16 protein-coding genes, 1 pseudogene and 1 other annotated feature are annotated in these 19670 nt (G+C 55.5%); of the genes and pseudogenes, 9 read left to right on the top strand and 8 right to left on the bottom strand.

The window, feature by feature from the left end; translation table 11 throughout:
• The first annotated feature begins 271 nt into the window (after nt 1–271).
• Nucleotides 272–877, top strand: a complete 606-nt coding sequence (locus H5P17_RS11465) for a hypothetical protein (protein ID WP_048823896.1) — start codon at nt 272–274, stop codon at nt 875–877.
• A gap of 103 nt (nt 878–980) precedes the next feature.
• Here the strand turns inward: H5P17_RS11465 and cysB are convergent, their stop codons facing one another.
• The gene (cysB, locus tag H5P17_RS11460) at nt 981–1955 is read right to left on the bottom strand and encodes an HTH-type transcriptional regulator CysB (RefSeq protein ID WP_020827132.1); all 975 of its coding nucleotides are present in this window, start codon (nt 1953–1955) and stop codon (nt 981–983) included.
• A gap of 360 nt (nt 1956–2315) precedes the next feature.
• Nucleotides 2316–4913 carry a type I DNA topoisomerase gene (topA, locus tag H5P17_RS11455; RefSeq protein ID WP_182822995.1) on the bottom strand — a complete coding sequence of 866 codons (2598 nt, stop codon included), beginning with the start codon at nt 4911–4913 and terminating at the stop codon, nt 2316–2318.
• A gap of 426 nt (nt 4914–5339) precedes the next feature.
• On the opposite strand from topA, the gene H5P17_RS11450 reads away from it, so the two are divergent.
• Complete coding sequence (locus H5P17_RS11450; RefSeq protein ID WP_044551636.1) at nt 5340–5591, top strand: YciN family protein; 252 nt, start codon at nt 5340–5342, stop codon at nt 5589–5591.
• A gap of 48 nt (nt 5592–5639) precedes the next feature.
• Here the strand turns inward: H5P17_RS11450 and sohB are convergent, their stop codons facing one another.
• Nucleotides 5640–6686 (bottom strand): protease SohB, encoded by a 1047-nt coding sequence (sohB, locus tag H5P17_RS11445; RefSeq protein WP_044551638.1) that lies wholly within the window; start codon nt 6684–6686, stop codon nt 5640–5642.
• A 358-nt stretch (nt 6687–7044) separates the two neighbouring features.
• Here sohB and H5P17_RS11440 point away from each other — a divergent pair, with 358 nt between their 5' ends.
• A complete protein-coding gene (locus H5P17_RS11440) occupies nt 7045–7806 on the top strand; it encodes a YciK family oxidoreductase (RefSeq protein ID WP_182822993.1) in 762 nt (253 codons plus the stop codon).
• Nucleotides 7807–7820: 14 nt separating this feature from the next.
• Nucleotides 7821–8411: a cob(I)yrinic acid a,c-diamide adenosyltransferase gene (cobO, locus tag H5P17_RS11435; RefSeq protein WP_182822991.1), complete on the top strand. Its 591-nt coding sequence runs from the start codon at nt 7821–7823 to the stop codon at nt 8409–8411.
• Between the two features lie 44 nt (nt 8412–8455).
• Here the strand turns inward: cobO and rluB are convergent, their stop codons facing one another.
• The 5 genes from rluB to H5P17_RS11410 all read right to left on the bottom strand — a co-directional run bounded on the left by rluB (nt 8456) and on the right by H5P17_RS11410 (nt 12561).
• Nucleotides 8456–9352, bottom strand: a complete 897-nt coding sequence (rluB, locus tag H5P17_RS11430) for a 23S rRNA pseudouridine(2605) synthase RluB (protein WP_044551646.1) — start codon at nt 9350–9352, stop codon at nt 8456–8458.
• A gap of 229 nt (nt 9353–9581) precedes the next feature.
• Nucleotides 9582–10379: an alpha/beta fold hydrolase gene (locus H5P17_RS11425; RefSeq protein WP_182822989.1), complete on the bottom strand. Its 798-nt coding sequence runs from the start codon at nt 10377–10379 to the stop codon at nt 9582–9584.
• Nucleotides 10380–10526: 147 nt separating this feature from the next.
• Nucleotides 10527–10886, bottom strand: coding sequence for a Rap1a/Tai family immunity protein (locus H5P17_RS11420; protein ID WP_044551659.1), 360 nt, complete (start codon nt 10884–10886; stop codon nt 10527–10529).
• Nucleotides 10887–11004: 118 nt separating this feature from the next.
• Entirely contained in the window at nt 11005–11625 is a 621-nt protein-coding gene (locus H5P17_RS11415) for an L-threonylcarbamoyladenylate synthase (RefSeq protein WP_020827149.1), read from the bottom strand.
• Between the two features lie 48 nt (nt 11626–11673).
• On the bottom strand, nt 11674–12561 hold the full coding sequence (locus H5P17_RS11410) for a PHP domain-containing protein (RefSeq protein ID WP_182822987.1): 888 nt from the start codon (nt 12559–12561) through the stop codon (nt 11674–11676).
• A gap of 242 nt (nt 12562–12803) precedes the next feature.
• Nucleotides 12804–12907: a sequence feature (Trp leader region), on the top strand.
• Nucleotides 12908–12931: 24 nt separating this feature from the next.
• On the opposite strand from H5P17_RS11410, the gene H5P17_RS11405 reads away from it, so the two are divergent.
• From H5P17_RS11405 to trpA, 5 genes and pseudogenes are all read left to right on the top strand, one after another.
• Nucleotides 12932–14494 (top strand): anthranilate synthase component 1, encoded by a 1563-nt coding sequence (locus tag H5P17_RS11405; RefSeq protein ID WP_182822985.1) that lies wholly within the window; start codon nt 12932–12934, stop codon nt 14492–14494.
• A pseudogene (trpD, locus tag H5P17_RS11400) lies at nt 14494–16089 on the top strand (bifunctional anthranilate synthase glutamate amidotransferase component TrpG/anthranilate phosphoribosyltransferase TrpD). Before H5P17_RS11405 ends, trpD begins: the two are co-directional and overlap by 1 nt.
• 3 nt (nt 16090–16092) lie before the next feature.
• Complete coding sequence (gene trpCF, locus H5P17_RS11395; protein WP_182823123.1) at nt 16093–17454, top strand: bifunctional indole-3-glycerol-phosphate synthase TrpC/phosphoribosylanthranilate isomerase TrpF; 1362 nt, start codon at nt 16093–16095, stop codon at nt 17452–17454.
• Nucleotides 17455–17485: 31 nt separating this feature from the next.
• Complete coding sequence (gene trpB / locus H5P17_RS11390; RefSeq protein WP_044551667.1) at nt 17486–18676, top strand: tryptophan synthase subunit beta; 1191 nt, start codon at nt 17486–17488, stop codon at nt 18674–18676.
• Nucleotides 18676–19482 (top strand): tryptophan synthase subunit alpha, encoded by an 807-nt coding sequence (gene trpA, locus H5P17_RS11385; protein WP_182822983.1) that lies wholly within the window; start codon nt 18676–18678, stop codon nt 19480–19482. The genes trpB and trpA overlap by 1 nt, the downstream gene beginning before the upstream one ends.
• Nucleotides 19483–19670 lie beyond the last annotated feature (188 nt).

Here is a 19670-nt window from a genome sequence, read left to right as displayed (position 1 = left end):
ACATCCCTGTATCCAAACAAACAGAGTGGGAATTATGGACCACATTGAACGACAGCCACATCAGGGAAATCTCATGCCCGGCATTTCCAACTCAATATGGCGCTCGTACCAGCACTTAAAAACGCTTAATATTCAGCAGGTTTAAGGCTCGCCGGGGCATGGCACAAAATGCAAACTGTTTGCCGGCCGAGATGCAATCGCGATACTCCCGTGTCCCGGTCTACACTTTTCGAGGGTAATGGGGGCAAAATCTAAGTTTAAGGAGAGCGCCGTGGCATTTTTGGGGTTTGTCAGTGAACGAGAGTGTCGAAGCTGGCAAGATGCTTCACTTTATCTTCCAGCGTTCAGTTTTTACGAAAGGCATCAGTCAGCCGCTATCGATGCTGCACCCGAAGCCCTTATTCAGGCGGTGCTTTCCCTGGATATGGCGGAAGACCCGATCATTCGCAGGCTGCTGATGCTTCGCCAGTTGCCGGGCCATCTGCGCCAATGGTTGTCAGGCACCGAACTCGCCACGTCCCCCGCTGCCTTTGGCTTCGATACCTTTACCCTGCTCCATCAGGACAGTCATGAAGTCTCACTGGGGCTGGCCGGGCGTTTTTGGCGGCCTATGTTGGGCGTCAATAAATTGGCAACTGCAGAGGATTTTCACCAATTTAACGACCAGAAAGCCGCTAAGCTGGTGCTGCGTTTTAAAGTTATTCCGGAGGCTTCCGGGCTCGCTATGCTGCGCACCGAAACCTTTATCTGGTGCCCGACATCGCAGGTTAAAGCTCGGCTTGCCGGCTATTGGGCCATGATCCGCCCCGCCAGCGGGTGGATCCGACGGCGTACCCTGCTGTCAGTACAGCGTAAACTGGCAAAAGGCGGTAAATAGAGGAACTAAAGCGTGAATGGTGGAAGTCAGTAGAGGGGGCAGCAGGAGAGAAAAAACGCCTCTCCTGCTGCATAAATCGTTTGTTGGTCGTTAGATTAACGGCTTACTTTTCCGGCAGCTTGATGTCCTTGAACATCGCTTCGATTTCTTCGTTGGAACGCAGTGCAACCGCGTTGTCGACCACGTCACGCGTCAGGTGTGGCGCAAAGCGCTGGATAAAATCGTACATATAGCTACGCAGGAAGGTACTGCGACGGAAGCCGATTTTGGTGGTGCTGTAGGTGAAGATATCGCGGGCATCCACCGTCACCAGATCCGGATCTTGTATCGGGTCTACCGCCATGCTGGCGATCACACCCACCCCAAGGCCCAGACGCACGTAAGTTTTAATCACGTCGGCATCGGTAGCCGTAAATACGATGCGCGGCGTCAGACCGGCACGGTTGAACGCCGTATCCAACTCAGAGCGGCCGGTGAAGCCGAAGGTGTAGGTCACGATCGGGTAAGCCGCCAGTTCTTCGATGGTAATGTGGCTTTTACCGGCTAAAGGATGATCGGGCTTCACCACTACCGCGCGATTCCAGTGGTAACACGGCAGCATGATTAAATCGTCGTAGAGGTGCAGCGCTTCAGTGGCAATGGCGAAATCTGCCGTGCCTTTGGAGACGGCTTCCGCGATTTGCGTCGGCGACCCCTGATGCATGTGCAAAGAGACTCGTGGATAGCGCTCAATAAAGCCTTTGATGACGTTAGGCAGCGCATAACGCGCCTGGGTGTGGGTGGTCGCCACGTACAACGAGCCTTTGTCCGGGTAGGTATGCTCGCCGGCGACGGCTTTGATCGCATCCACTTTGGACAAAACTTCACGCGCAATACGGATGATTTCCAATCCTGCCGGCGTGACCTGAGTCAGGTGTTTGCCACTGCGGGCGAAAATCTGGATACCCAGCTCATCTTCCAGCATCCGCACCTGCTTGCTGATGCCGGGCTGCGAGGTGTAAAGCCCTTCTGCCGTCGAGGAGACATTCAGGTTGTGGTTAACCACTTCCACGATGTAACGAAGCTGCTGCAATTTCATATCTTATACCATCCTAGGTTAAACACTGCGTTGAGCCGCAGCCAGGTATATCGGTGTCGCCCCGGTATGCTGAAAACGAATAAGCCATGAACACAGTGTTTCACTCAGAGGCTGAAGAAACCGCCGTTGCTAATAAGCTTTAATCATAAAAAAACTTTTTATATAACCACTATATCACGCTACAGCTTCAAGTATAGATCCGCGTCACACTATGGTAACGATTATTTTGCATTGCGATCAACGTGAAACCCCAGCGCCAGGATGGAAAAAACAGCAAAGAATAGATCTGTTCACCGGCTTTAGCCAATAAAAAACCAGCCACAGGGGCTGGTTTTTTCATGTTGCATTCAGGCTGCAAATTTACTTTTTGCCTTCAACCCACTTGCCATCGATGTAGAAAGCGGACCAGCCGGTGGCTTTGCCGTCTTTTTCCGAAGAGACATACTGCTGTTTGGTTTTACGGCTGAAACGCACCATGGTTTTGTTGCCTTCCGCGTCCGCTACCGGCGCATCTGCCAGGTAACGCAGTTTTTCAGGCAGGCGATCCTTGAACCGGGCCAGTTCTTCCACCAATGGCGCACGGGTTTCGCGCGATTTAGGGAAAGTATTGGCCGCCAGGAACACACCGGCTGCGCCGTCACGCAGAACAAAGTAAGCGTCCGACTTTTCGCACGGCAGTTCCGGCAATGGAACCGGATCTTCCTTCGGCGGTGCAACATCACCGTTACGCAGGATCTTGCGGGTGTTTTTGCAGTTCTCGTTGGTGCATCCCATGTACTTGCCGAAGCGCCCCATTTTCAGGTGCATTTCGGAACCACATTTATCGCACTCAACCACCGGGCCGTCATAACCTTTCAGGCGGAACTCGCCCTCTTCGATCTCATAGCCGTCACACGCAGGGTTATTACCGCACACGTGCAGCTTGCGCTGGTTGTCGATCAGGTAGCTGTCCATCGCCGTGCCGCATTTCTGGCAACGACGGCGGGCGCGCAATGCGTTGGTTTCCGCATCATCGCCTTCGAGAACGTTAAGCACTTCCGTTTCCGGCACCAGGTTAATGGTGGTTTTGCAGCGTTCCTTCGGCGTCAATGCATAACCGGAACAGCCCAGGAATACGCCAGTACTGGCAGTGCGAATGCCCATCTTGCGACCGCAGGTCGGGCAGTCGATGCTGGTCATCACCATCTGATTCGGGCGCATACCGCCTTCTTCAGGATCTTTTTCCGCCGTTTCCAACTGCTCGCTGAATTCGGCAAAGAATTCATCCAGCACCGCTTTCCACTCGGCGTGATTGTTCGCTACCTGGTCCAGGCCATCTTCCATGCGGGCGGTGAAATCATAATTCATCAGCTCGCGGAAGTTTTCTTCCAGACGGTCGGTAACGATCTCGCCCATTTTTTCGGCGTAGAAACGGCGGCTTTCAACCCGCACATAACCACGATCCTGAATGGTTGAAATAATCGAAGCGTAGGTGGATGGACGGCCAATACCGCGTTTTTCCAACTCTTTAACCAACGAAGCTTCACTGTAACGTGCAGGCGGCTTGGTAAAGTGCTGGCTTGGGATCAGCTTTTGCAATTCCAGCTCGCTGCCCACTTCAACATACGGCAAGGTGCGGTCTTCATCGCCCTTACGCAGCGCCGGCATCACTTTAGTCCAGCCATCGAAGCGCAGCGTGCGGCCCTTGGCGCGCAACTGGTAATCACCGGCCTTGACCGACAGCGTGGTGGAGTCGTACTGCGCCGGCGTCATCTGACAGGCGACAAACTGACGCCAAATCAGCTGATACAGCTTTTGCGCATCCGCTTCCATGTCTTTCAACTGCTCGGCCAGCACGTTCACATCCGACGGACGGATAGCCTCATGCGCTTCCTGCGAGTTTTCTTTGCTGCTGTACTGGTTCGGCGCTTTCGGCAGGTACTTGTCGCCGAAGTTGTCGCCGATGTAACCCCGCACCATGTTGAGCGCGTCCTGGCTCAGATTGGTTGAGTCGGTACGCATATAGGTGATATGACCGGCTTCATACAGGCGCTGGGCCATCATCATGGTTTTCTTCACGCCAAAGCTCAGACGGGTACTGGCCGCCTGCTGCAACGTGGAGGTAATGTATGGCGCACCCGGCTTGCTGCTGGTCGGTTTGTCTTCGCGATCCAGCACCGTATAGCGGGCTTTTTCCAGCAGTTTCAGCGCGGCGTGAGTCTGCTCGCGATTAACCGGCTTGAAAGGTTTGTCGTGAGCATGCGTCACTTCCATTTGCAGCGAGGTATCACCCTTGGCTAACAAATCGGCGTGCAACTCCCAATACTCTTCCGGCACGAAGGCTTTGATATCGCGTTCACGCTCTACCACCAGCCGTACCGCAACGGACTGCACGCGTCCTGCCGACAGGCCACGGGCAATTTTCTTCCACAGCAGCGGCGAAACCATGTAACCCACCACACGGTCCATAAAGCGACGCGCCTGCTGTGCGTTAACGCGGTCGATATTCAGCTCGCCCGGCTGTTTGAACGCATTTTGGATCGCGTTCTTGGTAATTTCGTTAAACACCACGCGGCTAAAGCGTTTGTCGTCACCCCCGATCACTTCCCGCAGGTGCCAGGCAATGGCTTCCCCTTCGCGGTCAAGGTCGGTTGCGAGATAGATGTGGTCAGCGTTTTCCGCTAACGACTTTAACTCGGCGACAACTTTTTCTTTACCCGGCAGGATTTCGTATTGCGCTTCCCAGCCATGGTAAGGATCGACGCCCATCCGATTTACCAGCGCCGTCTTCTCATCTTTTTTAACTTTCTTCTTGGCTTTGTTTTCGGTTGAGTCAGCGCTCTTTTTGCTGGCTGAGCCACTGGTCGGCAAATCACGGATATGACCGACGCTGGACTTCACCACGTAGTCATTACCTAAGTATTTATTAATAGTTTTGGCTTTTGCCGGGGACTCAACTATTACGAGAGCTTTACCCATATTTACCTTTACCTAATTTTATTTCTTCTAAAAAGAAGTCTTTTATCTCGCCGTGCCGCAGCGATTCATATCTCTTTTTTATATTGCGGCAGTCTGGCAAGAGATCAACATGTTTTTATCTATTGGCTGCCTAACTGCTCAACCTGAACGCAAGTTGTTGATCCTGCCTGCTATTCACCCATGCCCCAGAAGTATGGCTGTGTGAGACTCATTAATGGCGTAAACAAAACCTTCCACCTGACGCCGCAAAATCCCACACTGTACCTGATAAAAAGCGTCACGCAACCTAATTAGCACGGAAAGGCAGATTTCGCCAATCGGCAGATACCGCTAGCCGTCCAGACGGCAAATAAACCTTAGTCTGTTTGCGGATAAATGCGAACTGGCGTTAGAATAAGTGCAGAATTTATGATTGGAGTGTAATAAATGCGCACTAATACCTCACCCATTGATCGTGAAAGCTTGCTGCTCGAAGCAAATAATCTTATTCGCCAGCACGATGATTATCTGCATGGCATGGTTGCCACCGAAGTTGAACAAAAAGGCAGCGTTTTAGTTTTCCGCGGAGAATTCTTTTTGGATCCCGATGGATTGCCAACGGCAAAAACTACCGCAGTATTTAATATGTTTAAACATTTGGCTCACGTGTTTTCTGAAAAATACCATTTGGTCGATTAAGCATAAAAAAAGGGGGGCTTCGGCCCCCCAGCGGTTTACTCGTTGCGATTAAAGCAGTGGCTTTTCGCCGCGCTGCCACCAGCGTAACAGCAGACGATCGACACTTTCTGCTGCGCTGCCGGTAAAACGGTCCATCAGGCGTTTACGACGCGCATAACGCACCCCCACCACCTCGTGATTTTCCATTTCAGCAATCAGCAGATCGTCACTGGTGCCAATCGCATCAACCAGCCCTTTTTCTTTCGCCTGGGTGCCGAACCAGTGTTCACCGGTTGCCACGCTGTCGATATCCAGCGATGGACGCTGCTGATGCACAAATTCTTTAAACAGTTGGTGGGTTTCGTTCAGATCTTCACGGAACTTCTCGCGCCCCTGCTCGGTGTTTTCGCCAAACAGCGTCAGCGTGCGTTTGAACTCGCCGGCGGTGTGCAATTCCACGTCAATATCGTTCTTTTTCAGCAAGCGGTGGAAGTTCGGGATTTGCGCCACAACGCCGATGGAACCAATGATGGCAAAGGGAGCGGCAACGATGCGATCTGCCACGCAGGCCATCATATAACCGCCGCTGGCGGCTACCTTGTCTACCGCTACCGTCAGGCGAATGCCGCCGGCGCGCAAACGGGCCAACTGCGATGAGGCCAGCCCGTAGCCATGAACGACCCCGCCCGGGCTTTCCAAGCGCAGCAGAACTTCGTCCTGTGGCGTCGCCACCGCCAGCACCGCGGAGACTTCCTCACGCAGTGAAGTCACTTCATGGGCATCCATGCTGCCTTTGAAATCCAGCACGTACAGACAAGGTTTGGTGGCTTCCACCGCGCCGGCTTTGGCACGCTGTTTCTTCAGTTTATCGTCGGCTTTGGTCTGCTTTTTAAACTGCTTGCTCCAGGCCTTTTGTTCCGCTTCGCCCATCCGCGCCAAACGCATATCGCGCTGCATGTCCCGGTATTGTTCTCCGAGGTCGGTAAGCTGCAGTTCCCCTTTGTGTCGGGCTTTGCGTTGCCCAAGGCTGACCGCCAGCAACGCCAGCGCGGCGATGGCAATCACAACCGTCGCGACTTTGGCCAGAAACAGGCCGTAAACAGATATAAACTCCACAGATTCCGCCTTTATTAACAGGTTGTTAGTACTATCTCATTCATTCTAGCCAACCGAAGCGGTGGCTGTCGCGACTAAATAAAAATTCCTTGTGCAGCCTCTTTACTATGTGGGCGGGTTTTGGCTTAACCAAGCCGGCCTCCTGCCATTTTTGTTACAAAAGAATGCCGTTTATGCCGCCTAATCATTGAAAATACGATCCATTTAAGGCATATAACACGGATTATTCATCAAGATGATGATCCAAATTCGCTGTGGGGCCTGTATGCGGTCGAGCCTTTGCTCCTGTCATGGCCCCTCAATCCACCCCCTCCCCGATGCAAGCGGGAGACCAGCCACCAAGGCGCGAGGAATTATTGTGCATTACCAACCCAAGCAGGACCTGTTGCAACAACGTATTATTCTGGTTACCGGTGCCGGTGACGGTATCGGCCGCGAAGCGGCACTCACCTATGCCAAGTTTGGCGCGCAATTAGTGCTGTTGGGCCGCACCGAAAGCAAACTTAAGGCGGTTCAGGCCGAGATCGCCAAACTCAGCAACGCCCCCACTTACACCATCACGCTGGATTTGCTGCACTGCACGCAGGAACAGTGCCAACGAGCGGCAGACGAGCTTGCTACGCATGTTCCGCGTCTCGATGGCGTGCTTCACAACGCCGGCCTGCTGGGTGACATCGCTCCGATGGCAGAACTGTCGATGACAATGTGGAACGAAGTGATGCAGGTGAACGTCAATGCAACCTTTATGCTCACCCAGGCGTTGCTGCCTCTGCTGTTGAAATCCCCTGCCGGATCGTTGGTCTTTACCAGCTCCAGCGTCGGCCGTAAGGGACGCGCCAACTGGGGGGCTTATGCCGTGTCAAAATTCGCCACTGAAGGCATGATGCAGGTGCTGGCCGATGAATATAAAAATCGCAATCTGCGGGTAAACTGCATCAATCCGGGCGGAACTCGCACCCAAATGCGCGCATCTGCGTTTCCAGACGAAGACAAAAGCAAGTTGAAAACTCCGGCGGACATTATGCCGCTTTACCTCTATTTGATGGGGGATGACAGCCGTCGCAAAACCGGCATGAGTTTCGACGCTCAGCCGAACCGTAAACCCGGCGCGGCCGAATAAAGGGGGGTTTTATCATGGCTGAAGATCGCCACCAACAACGTCAACAACGCTTGAAAGAACAGGTTGACGCGCGTATCGCTGCTGCTCAGGAAGCACGGGGATTGCTGCTGGTATTCACCGGCAACGGCAAGGGAAAAACCACAGCGGCGTTTGGCACCGTGACCCGCGCCGTTGGTCACGGGATGAAGGCCGGCGTCATTCAGTTCATCAAGGGTGAATGGCCGAACGGTGAGAAAAACCTGCTGCAGCAGCACGGTGTCGAATTTCAGGTGATGGCGACCGGCTTTACCTGGGAAACGCAGGATAAGGCCAGCGATACTGCCGCCTGTCAGGCCGTATGGCAACACGGCAAGCGTATGCTGTCAGACAACAACCTGGATCTGGTGCTGCTGGACGAACTGACTTACATGGTCAGCTACGGCTACCTTGAACTGGAGGAGCTACTGGAAGCGCTACGACAACGCCCTGCGCACCAGACGGTAATCATCACCGGACGCGGCTGCCATCGCGATTTGTTGGAGCTGGCGGATACGGTGACGGAAATGCGGCCGGTGAAGCACGCGTTTGATGCGGGTATCAAGGCACAGCAGGGAATTGACTGGTAACGGAAAGAAAAACGCCGCAGCCTGAATGGGCTGCGGCGTGATAATCAGCTGCGTTTGCTTGGTTTGCCCGGCTTGCTGCCCGCGGCACTGCGGCGACCGCTGCCGGCTACCTGGGTGTGACGCTTAACGGCGCGACGGATCTGGTTGGCCTTCACACGGCGGCGTTCACGTTCAATCGGCATCTTGCTGACGGTTTCCGGCTTCAACTCAACCAGTTCGCGCAGGTAGTTAATCGCCGGCAGTTCAAGCTCGGTCCAACCGCCACGAGGAATGCCTTTAGGCAGATCGATATCGCCGTAACGCACACGGATCAGGCGGCTAACCTGAACGCCAACGGCTTCCCAAAGACGACGCACCTCGCGGTTACGCCCTTCGGTCAGGGTCACGTTGTACCACTGGTTTATGCCTTCGCCACCCTGGAAAGTGATGGTGCGGAAAGCGGCCGGGCCATCTTCCAGTTGAACGCCTTTGCTCAGTTGCTTCACTTTTTCGTCGTCAATCTGGCCAAATACGCGCACGGCATATTCACGCTCGACTTCACGACTTGGGTGCATCAGGCGGTTAGCCAGTTCACCGTCGGTGGTGAACAGCAGCAGGCCTGAGGTGTTGACGTCCAGGCGCCCTACCGCTACCCAGCGGGAACCACGCAGCTTAGGCAAGCGATCGAAGACCGTCGGACGGCCTTCAGGATCGCTGCGGGTGCAAAGCTCGCCTTCCGGCTTGTAATACGCCAGCACGCGGCAAACCGCTTCTTCAGATTCTTTAACCGAAACGACGTGACCATCCAGACGGATTTTCATTGAAGGAGTCACTTCAACGCGGTCACCCAGTTTGGCAACTTTACCGTCGACGCTGACGCGCCCGGCTTCAATAATGGTTTCGATTTCACGGCGCGAGCCATGACCGGCACGCGCTAAAACTTTCTGTAACTTTTCGCTCATTGAGCAACCTCTAGTGTCGCCTTCACAGGCGTCGGGGGGATGACCGCCGCGGCGCCAGGCACCGCAACGGTAACAATACGTTTACTTAGATCGAACCGCGCATTATACAGGCTTTCAATAGGGTTGAAACCCACTTTGTGGTCTGGTCGATTATCGAAAGCTATCGATGGCGTCAGGAATCGATGAAAAGCGGGCAAGAACCCGCTTTATCACGCACTCGGAAAACGGATTAATCACCGAGGAAATCGGTTACCGCCTGGAATACGACCGCTGGCTGCTCGAGGATCCCAAGGTGAGTGCGTGCATGTTCCAGACGGACGACCGAGAAAAACGGGTGGCTGTCGGCAAAGCTCTGCTGTTGTCGCAAATAGTCTGCGTCGCGATCCAATGAGTAAATATGTCGGCAAGCAGGTGGAGAGGTTAATTCCCCCAGCCGGTTTAGCGGCGAACCGTATTGCCGATAAGCTTGCTCAATCGCCACGCCGGCAGCCTGCCAAACGCGATAGTCCTCCTGCGCCATTTCAACGGTCAAATGCTGTTTGACCTGAGGGTGTTCAATACCGCCCTGCCAGAAAGTGAACAAACCATCACGTGCCGCCAGCCAGTGTTCCGGCCGCTGCATTTGTTTTACCGAGTCGAAAAATGCTGCTTCAGGCTGCGTCATGATCCAATCGAGAAACACCATTCCCTGTATTTGCTGCGGCATGCGCTCGGCCAACTCCACCGCTATCCAGCTGGCATGCGCTACCGACAGCGTCACAAACCGATCTACTTGCAGCTCAAGCAGCAATTGCTGGAGATCTGCCAGCAGATCCTGAGCGTCAAGGGAGAGTCCGGCATCGCGATCGGACAGGGCATGCCCCCGCCAGTCGAGACTGATCACCCGATACTTTTCCGCCGCCAGTGCGGTAAAGGGGGCAAATAGGGTTTTTGGTTCACACCAACCGGGCAGCAGGACCAACGTCAGCGGGCCTGAACCGGAATCATGATAATCGAGGGAAAGCGAGCCATGGCAAAACGCTGTCATTTTATCTCCTAAACGTCATATCCCCCACGGTAAGGGGATTTGTGCATTAGCAGTAAAATGACAGCCTTCGTCAGCTTCATCTATTGGAAAGAGTGCTAAATAAGAGGCTTCGCACCGAATGAAAAAATACGCACTAAATAAACACTATTAATGCCGTTCACAGGGATAAGCGGCGGTTAATGCCAGCATAATGACCGAAGGCGCGGAATAGTGCAGCTGTTCCGGGTGTTCATTTAAATACTGCATCACCGCATCCGCGGCCATCCCTACGCTCATCCCGGCATCCGGACAAATGCTGCGGTTGCCCTGCATTGAGAAGGTATCGAATACGCCGGCCACATAGCCCATAAACATCCCGCCATCGAGCGCTTCGGCGACGGTAGCCGCGCCGTTTTTATTTTTCACATAGCCGCTGGTTTCCGACAGCAAGGCGCTGCCGGAATAAAACCCCGCGCTGGCCGCAGAGGAAAACAATATGGCCGCCAAAAGAGAAATCCGCTTAATCATTGCTACGCATCCTGCCTGTTATCAGTTTTTGATATTGTAGAATAGCGGCTTTACCGGCAAATGACGCCGTTGCCGCCACTTTTCAGAAAATGAGCAAAAGCGGCAGCGCAATGATGCATCAACGGAAAGGCGTTGCGTCGCCCGCCCCTTCACGCACCACTTCCGGCGCGGATTCGGTCAGGTCAATCACCGTGGTCGGTTGCTGGCCCAGGAAACCGCCGTGGATCACCAGATCCACCTGTTTGCCCAGATGATCGTTGATCTCTTCCGGATCGGATTCGGCAAAATCATTGCCTGGCAGCATCAACGTGGTCGACATCATCGGCTCATTCAGCACTTCCAGCAGCGCCAACGCAATCGGATTAGACGGCACGCGCAGACCGATGGTTTTACGCTTGTCGTTCATCAGGCGACGCGGGACTTCTTTGGTCGCTTTCAAAATGAACGTGTAGTTGCCGGGGGTGTTGTTTTTGATCAGTCGAAACGCGGTATTGTCGACATAGGCGTAAGTAGACAGCTCGGACAAATCGCGGCACATCAAGGTAAAATTATGATTGCTGTCCAATTGACGGATACGGCAGATGCGTTCCATGGCCGTCTTGTCTTCCAGCTTGCAGCCCAACGCGTAGCCGGAATCGGTAGGATAGACGATCACGCCACCTTTACGCAGCACATCCACCGCTTGGTTGATCAGGCGCGGTTGCGGGTTATCTGGATGGATATAAAAAAGCTGACTCATGACTTGCTCCTAAAAATGATGCACGCGGGCGGCATCGCCCACGTTAAATCAACCGACCTTACCCTGCTGCGGTTGCGGCCAGTCACGCCACACGGGTTCAACGCCGCCGGGTAACCACAGTTTGCGGCCCAGTTCGATCCACGAGCAGGGCTGATGAAAATCCGAGCCCTGCGACGCCAATAATTGATACTCTTGCGCATACTTTGCCAGTTGCGAGCGCTCATGCGGTGCCTGCTGACACTGGGCAACCTCCATGGCATCTCCCCCCTGTTCGGCAAAGTGCGCCAACAACCGTTTCAGCCATTTGGCCGTCAGATCGTAACGGCCTGGGTGAGCTATCACCGCCTGGCCGCCGGATTGATGAATCACATCAATGGCTTGTTTTATTGTACACCACTGTGGCGGAACGTAGCCGGTTTTGCCTTTGGCCAGGTATTTCTTGAACACCTGAGCCATATTGTCGGCGATACCAATCTGCACCAGGTAACGGGCAAAATGGCCGCGTGTCACTGCCCCGCCGTCCGCCAATTTTTGCGCCCCTTCAAACGCCCCTTCAATACGTGCTTTAGCCAACCGTACGCCAATTTCCTGCGCGCGCAGATTGCGGCGTTCGGTTTGTTCAGCCAACAGCTGCACCATCGCCGGATGCGCAGTTTCAATCCCCAGACCCACGATATGGATCTCGTGATTTTCCCACAGCGTGGAGATCTCCACCCCGCTCACCAACTGCAGCGGTAACGACAGCTCGGCAATGGTTGCGGCGGCTGCGGCTAATCCTTCGGTGGTGTCGTGGTCGGTAATCGCCAGGACGCCTACCCGCATCTCGACGGCCCGTTGCACCAACTGTGCCGGCGTCAAATAGCCGTCAGAGGCGGTGGTATGGCTGTGGAGGTCGTACAGGGTAAAGGCGGAGGGCTGTGGGCTGCTGTCTGTCAAAAGAAATATCCGTCAAGGGTTTGGCCTTCTATCATACGCGCGTTCGCCCGCCGGACGGAAATCTATTCTGGTCAACGGCCTTTTCTGTTGATGAAAATTATTCACGCTTGCGGCTAAAACATTGTGTGAAAAGAGGGTTGACTTTATTCTCGCGAACCAGTTAACTAGTACACAAGTTCAGGGCGATACCCTGGTTGGATGATAAACAAGAGAGCACAGAAATGAATAAGCAAACTTCTCTTCTTCGTTGGTGGCGTACCTCCCTTTCGCGGGCGGTGTAATCACGCATACCTGTCATCTGACACTGCAGATTCCCTAAGCCCGCTGGTAACGCGGGCTTTTTTATGGACAAATTTTAACTGGAATACCCATGATGAACATCAAACCACAACTTAAGTTACTGAAGGCGGAGGCCAGTTACCGGGGCGATCCGACCACCATTTTCCACCAGCTGTGCGGCGCTCGCCCGGCGACCTTGCTGTTGGAGTCCGCTGAAATCAACAGCAAGCAAAACCTGCAAAGCCTGCTGGTGATCGACAGTGCGCTGCGCATCACCGCGCTGGGTCGCATCGTTACCCTGCAGGCACTGACCGCCAACGGTGCGGCAATGCTGCCGCTGCTGGATGAGGCGCTGCCGCCCGAAGTACAGATTCAGGTGCGCCCTAACGGCCGGGAACTGACTTTCCCGCCGATTGACGCTATCCAGGATGAAGATGCTCGCCTGCGTTCGCTGTCGGTATTTGACGCACTGCGCACCCTGCTGACGTTGGTGGACTCGCCCGCCGACGAACGTGAAGCCGTTATGCTCGGCGGCCTGTTTGCCTACGATTTGGTCGCCGGCTTCGAAGATCTGCCGGCGTTGCGTCAGGATCAGCGCTGCCCGGACTTCTGCTTCTATCTGGCGGAAACCCTGCTAGTGCTGGATCACCAACGCGGCGTTGCCCGTCTGCAGGCCAGCGTGTTCACAGCCGACCCGGCCGAGGAGCAGCGCTTGCAGCTGCGCCTGGAACAGCTGCAGGTTCAATTGAAACAGACCCCGCAGCCCATTCCGCACCAGAAGCTGGAAAACATGCAGCTGAGCTGCAACCAGACGGATGAAGAATACGGTGCCGTGGTCAGCGAGCTGCAGCAGGCCATTCGTCAGGGTGAAATATTCCAGGTGGTACCCTCACGTCGTTTCTCTCTGCCCTGCCCGGCACCGCTGGCCGCGTATCAGACGCTGAAGGACAACAACCCAAGCCCCTATATGTTCTTTATGCAGGATGACGAGTTCACCCTGTTCGGCGCATCGCCGGAAAGTGCGTTGAAATACGACGCCAACAACCGCCAGATTGAAATCTACCCGATTGCCGGTACCCGCCCACGCGGTCGCCGTGCCGACGGTTCGCTGGACCTGGATCTGGACAGCCGTATCGAGCTGGAAATGCGTACTGACCATAAAGAGCTGGCCGAGCACCTGATGCTGGTCGATCTGGCGCGCAACGATCTGGCGCGTATTTGCCAGGCCGGCAGCCGCTACGTGGCCGATCTGACCAAAGTGGACCGCTACTCTTTCGTGATGCACCTGGTTTCCCGAGTGATCGGCACCTTGCGCGCTGACCTTGACGTACTGCACGCCTATCAGGCCTGCATGAACATGGGCACCCTGAGCGGGGCACCTAAAGTGCGCGCCATGCAGTTGATTGCCGCGTCCGAAGGCACCCGTCGCGGCAGCTACGGCGGCGCCGTGGGTTACTTCACCGCCACCGGGGATTTGGATACCTGTATTGTCATCCGTTCCGCGTATGTTGAAGACGGCATTGCCACCGTGCAAGCCGGCGCCGGCGTAGTGCTGGATTCTGTACCCCAGGCGGAAGCCGATGAAACCCGTAATAAGGCACGTGCCGTGCTGCGCGCCATTGCCAGTGCGCACCAGGCCAAGGAGGTGTTCTGATGGCCGATATCTTACTGCTCGATAACGTTGATTCCTTTACCTACAACCTGGTCGATCAGCTGCGCGCCAGCGGCCACCAGGTGGTGATTTATCGCAACCAAATTTCTGCCGAGGTGATTATCGAGCGCCTGCAGCAGCTGACCCAGCCGGTGCTGATGCTGTCTCCAGGCCCGGGCACACCGGCAGAAGCCGGTTGTATGCCTGAGCTGTTGCAGCGCCTGCGCGGTCAGTTACCGATTATCGGCATCTGTCTGGGCCATCAGGCAATCGTCGAAGCCTATGGCGGGCACGTCGGCCAGGCCGGAGAAATCCTGCACGGCAAGGCGTCGGCCATCAGCCACGATGGCGAAGGGATGTTTGCCGGTATGGTGAACCCCCTGCCGGTGGCCCGTTATCATTCACTGGTCGGCAGCAATATCCCGGCCGAACTCACCGTTAACGCCCACTTCGGCGATATGGTGATGGCAGTCCGTCATGACAAGCATCGCGTATGCGGTTTCCAGTTCCATCCGGAATCTATCCTGACCACTCACGGCGCGCGTTTGCTTGAGCAAACTCTGGCCTGGGCGCTGGCGAAATAACGAGAGGAAACGACGATGCAAACTATTCTTGAAAAACTGTACCGCTCAGAGTCGATGAACCAGCAGGAAAGCCAGCAGTTGTTCAGCGCCATTGTTCGCGGTGAGCTGGAGCCAAGCCAACTGGCCGCGGCGCTGATCAGCATGAAAATTCGCGGCGAACGTCCGGAAGAGATCGCCGGCGCTGCTAAAGCGCTGCTGGCCGATGCCCTGCCGTTCCCACGCCCGGACTACCCGTTTGCCGATATCGTCGGCACCGGCGGTGACGGCACCAACAGCATTAACATTTCCACCGCCAGCGCCTTTGTGGCGGCGGCGTGCGGCGCCAAAGTGGCAAAACACGGCAACCGCAGCGTTTCCAGCCGGTCAGGGTCATCCGATCTGCTGGCGGCGTTCGGCATTCGTCTGGATTTACCGGCGGAACAGGCGCGCCAAGCGCTGGATGACCTGGGCGTATGCTTTCTGTTCGCGCCGCAGTATCACACCGGTTTCCGCCATGCGATGCCGGTACGCCAACAGTTGAAAACCCGTACGGTATTCAACGTATTGGGCCCGCTGATTAACCCGGCGCGTCCGCCACTGGCGCTGATCGGCGTTTACAGCCCGGAATTGGTGCTGCCGATTGCCGAAACCCTGCGCGTGCTGGGTTACCAACGGGCCGCTGTGGTGCACGGCGGTGGCATGGATGAAGTGGCGATCCATACCGCGACCCACGTGGCAGAGCTGAACAACGGTGAAATTGAAAGCTATCAGCTGACGCCAGAATCCTTCGGGCTGCAACGCTACCCGCTGGAGGCCCTGCTGGGCGGTTCGCCGGAAGAAAACCGTGACATTCTGGCAAGGTTGTTACAAGGTAAAGGTGACCCGGCGCACGCCGCCGCGGTGGCCGCTAACGTGGCGCTGCTGCTGAAGTTATTCGGGCATGAAGACCTGCGCCAAAACGCGCAGCAGGCACTGGACATGATTCACAGCGGGAAAGCTTACGAGCGCGTAACCGCACTGGCAGCAAGAGGATAAATGATGCAGGAAACCGTGCTCAACAAGATTGTTCGTGATAAAGCGCAATGGGTCGCAGCACGACAGCAACAACAGCCACTGGCCAGTTTTCAAAATGAAATCGTCCCCAGCGAACGTGGCTTTTATCACGCGCTGCAGGGTGCCAGAACGGCGTTTATTCTTGAATGTAAAAAGGCATCCCCTTCCAAAGGGTTGATCCGCGAGAATTTCGATCCCGTGGAGATTGCTTCGGTCTACAAAGATTTCGCCTCGGCGATCTCGGTACTGACCGATGAAAAATATTTCCAGGGCAGCTTTGACTTCCTGCCGCTGGTCAGCAAAACGGTGACGCAGCCGGTGCTGTGCAAAGACTTCATTATCGACCCGTACCAGATCTACCTGGCGCGCTTCTATCAGGCCGACGCCATTCTGCTGATGCTGTCGGTGCTCAACGACGATCAGTACCGTCAACTGGCTGCGGTAGCGCACAGCCTGAACATGGGCGTGCTGACCGAAGTGATCAGCGAAGAAGAGCTGCAACGGGCCATTGCTTTGGAAGCGCGCGTGGTCGGTATCAATAACCGCGATCTGCGCGACCTGAGTATCGATCTGGATCGCACCCGCCAGTTGGCGCCTCGCGTCCCACACGGGGTGACTGTGATCAGCGAGTCCGGCATCAACAATTACGCTCAGATCCGCGAACTGAGCCATTTTGCCAACGGGTTCCTGATTGGTAGCGCATTAATGTCGGAAACCGATCTCCGCGCCGCCGTACGCCGGGTGATCCTGGGCGACAACAAAGTCTGCGGGCTGACCCGTCCGCAGGATGCCAGCGCGGCCTATCAGGCCGGTGCGGTGTATGGCGGGCTGATTTTCGTCGGGCGTTCACCGCGCTATGTCGATATCAACCGCGCCCGCGAGGTCATCTCGGGTGCCCCGCTGAAATATGTCGGCGTATTCTGCGACGCGCAGGTAGAGACCCTGGTTAAGACCGTCGAACGTCTGGGGCTGAAAGCGGTGCAACTGCACGGGTCGGAAGATCAGGCCTATATCAGCGCCCTGCGCGCCGAACTGCCTGCCGAGTGCCAGATTTGGAAAGCATTGAGCGTAAAAGACCATTTACCGCAGCGCGATTTGCAGCACGTTGACCGTTATCTACTGGATAACGGCGCGGGCGGCACCGGCCAGCGTTTCGATTGGTCGGTATTGCACGGCGAAAACCTGGAAAACGTGATGCTGGCCGGTGGCCTTGGCGCAGACAACTGTGTTGACGCAGCCAAACTCGGCTGCGCCGGTCTGGACTTTAACTCCGGCGTTGAGAGCCAGCCCGGCATTAAGGATCCTGCCCGCCTGGCGGCGGTGTTCCAGACCCTGCGCGCTTACTAAATATGATTAACGGATAATAACGGGAACTATAATGACGCTGCTTAACCCCTACTTCGGCGAATTTGGTGGCCAATATGTGCCGCAGATTCTGATGCCGGCCTTAAAACAACTGGAAGAAGCCTTTGTCAGCGCCCAGCGCGACCCCCAATTCCAGGCTGAATTTATCGACCTGTTGAAAAACTACGCCGGTCGTCCAACCGCTCTGACGCTGTGCAAAAACCTCACTGCCGGTACCAAAACCAAGCTGTATCTGAAACGTGAAGATCTGCTGCACGGTGGCGCGCACAAAACTAACCAGGTTCTGGGTCAGGCGCTGTTGGCCAAGCGCATGGGCAAAACCGAAATCATCGCCGAGACCGGTGCCGGTCAGCACGGCGTTGCTTCCGCGCTGGCCTGTGCCCTGCTCGGCCTGAAGTGCCGCATTTATATGGGTGCCAAAGATATCGAGCGTCAGTCACCCAACGTCTTCCGCATGCGCCTGATGGGAGCGGAAGTGATCCCGGTTCACAGCGGCTCCTCCACGCTGAAAGATGCCTGCAACGAAGCACTACGCGACTGGTCTGGCAGCTACGAAACCGCCCACTATATGCTGGGCACCGCTGCGGGTCCGCACCCTTACCCCACTATCGTGCGTGAATTCCAGCGCATGATTGGTGAAGAAACCAAAGCGCAGATGCTGGAACGCGAAGGCCGTCTGCCGGACGCGGTTCTGGCCTGCGTTGGCGGTGGCTCCAACGCCATCGGCATGTTTGCCGACTTTATCGATGACACCAGCGTCGGCCTGATCGGCGTCGAGCCTGCCGGTCTGGGTATTGAAACCGGTCAGCACGGCGCACCGCTCAAGCACGGCCACGTGGGCATCTATTTCGGCATGAAAGCGCCGATGATGCAGACGTCAGAAGGCCAGATCGAAGAATCCTACTCGATTTCTGCCGGGTTGGATTTCCCCTCTGTAGGGCCACAGCACGCCTATCTGAGCAGCATCGGCCGGGCTGAATACGTGTCCATTACCGATGACGAAGCGCTGGACGCTTTCAAAGCGCTATCGCGTAGCGAAGGGATCATCCCGGCGCTGGAGTCTTCCCATGCTCTGGCGCACGCGCTGAAAATGATCCGTGAAACGCCGCAAAAAGAACAGATTCTGGTGGTTAACCTGTCCGGTCGCGGCGACAAAGACATATTTACCGTTCACGACATTCTGAAAGCACGGGGAGAAATCTGATGGAACGTTACCAACAACTGTTCAACCGCCTGGCAGATAAGAAAGAAGGCGCGTTCGTCCCGTTCGTTACCCTCGGCGATCCGAACCCGGCGCTTTCACTGCAGATCGTCGATACCCTGGTGGAAGCCGGTGCCGACGCGCTGGAACTGGGCATTCCGTTTTCCGATCCGCTGGCTGACGGCCCGACCATTCAAAGTGCTGCGCTACGCGCCTTCGCCTCAGGCGTGACGCCAACCCAGTGCTTCGAAATGCTGGCGGCAATTCGTCAGAAACACCCGACTGTTCCTATCGGCCTGCTGATGTACGCCAATCTGGTGTTCCATAAAGGCATCGATGCCTTTTACCAACGCTGTGCCGAAGTCGGCGTTGATTCGGTGCTGATTGCCGACGTACCCTATGAAGAGTCAGCCCCCTTCCGCGCCGCGGCAACGCGCCATGGTATCGCCCCTATCTTTATCTGCCCGCCAAATGCAGACGACGATTTACTGCGTGAGATTGCCTCACACGGCCGGGGTTACACCTACCTGTTGTCACGTGCAGGCGTAACAGGTACCGAGAGCCGCGCCCAGTTACCGCTCCACCACCTGGTCAGCAAATTGCGTGAATACCATGCGGCACCGCCGCTGCAAGGATTTGGCATTTCCGAACCGGCGCAGGTACGCGATGCGCTGCAAGCCGGCGCGGCCGGTGCGATATCCGGTTCGGCTATCGTCAAAATTATCGAGCAGAATCAAGCCAATCCGACAGAAATGCTGGCGAAACTGGCGAATTTTACGCGTGAAATGAAAGCGGCTACCCGGGCATAAGGCTTCAACGGCGGGTGCAGAAGAATTCGCCCGCCGGTAAAATCTTGTTTTCCCCCCAAGTTGTGCAATTTTTTTTTCATCTAAAAATTTAAAAAAACCCATTTTTTTCTCACACTTATCGGTGCGCGTCGGGGATTTTTTTTTTTTTTTTGGGGGTGCTACCTCTTCAGGTGAAAAACCCGTCTTTT

Origin of the sequence: Serratia sp. OS31 (assembly GCF_014164835.1) — a bacterium.
GTDB lineage: Bacteria > Pseudomonadota > Gammaproteobacteria > Enterobacterales > Enterobacteriaceae > Serratia > Serratia liquefaciens_A.
Note: the sequence above shows the minus strand (reverse complement) of the source record. Positions and strands in the feature narration are given on the sequence as shown.

What these genes read in the sequence shown, in the direction of transcription:
- H5P17_RS11405 (WP_182822985.1), top strand. Translation starts at nt 12,932, where the DNA reads ATGATGAACATCAAACCACAACTTAAGTTACTGAAGGCGGAGGCCAGT.
- rluB (WP_044551646.1), bottom strand. Translation starts at nt 9,352, where the DNA reads ATGAGCGAAAAGTTACAGAAAGTTTTAGCGCGTGCCGGTCATGGCTCG.
- cobO (WP_182822991.1), top strand. Translation starts at nt 7,821, where the DNA reads ATGGCTGAAGATCGCCACCAACAACGTCAACAACGCTTGAAAGAACAG.
- H5P17_RS11450 (WP_044551636.1), top strand. Translation starts at nt 5,340, where the DNA reads ATGCGCACTAATACCTCACCCATTGATCGTGAAAGCTTGCTGCTCGAA.
- cysB (WP_020827132.1), bottom strand. Translation starts at nt 1,955, where the DNA reads ATGAAATTGCAGCAGCTTCGTTACATCGTGGAAGTGGTTAACCACAAC.
- trpB (WP_044551667.1), top strand. Translation starts at nt 17,486, where the DNA reads ATGACGCTGCTTAACCCCTACTTCGGCGAATTTGGTGGCCAATATGTG.
- trpA (WP_182822983.1), top strand. Translation starts at nt 18,676, where the DNA reads ATGGAACGTTACCAACAACTGTTCAACCGCCTGGCAGATAAGAAAGAA.
- trpCF (WP_182823123.1), top strand. Translation starts at nt 16,093, where the DNA reads ATGCAGGAAACCGTGCTCAACAAGATTGTTCGTGATAAAGCGCAATGG.
- H5P17_RS11425 (WP_182822989.1), bottom strand. Translation starts at nt 10,379, where the DNA reads ATGACAGCGTTTTGCCATGGCTCGCTTTCCCTCGATTATCATGATTCC.
- H5P17_RS11415 (WP_020827149.1), bottom strand. Translation starts at nt 11,625, where the DNA reads ATGAGTCAGCTTTTTTATATCCATCCAGATAACCCGCAACCGCGCCTG.
- H5P17_RS11420 (WP_044551659.1), bottom strand. Translation starts at nt 10,886, where the DNA reads ATGATTAAGCGGATTTCTCTTTTGGCGGCCATATTGTTTTCCTCTGCG.
- topA (WP_182822995.1), bottom strand. Translation starts at nt 4,913, where the DNA reads ATGGGTAAAGCTCTCGTAATAGTTGAGTCCCCGGCAAAAGCCAAAACT.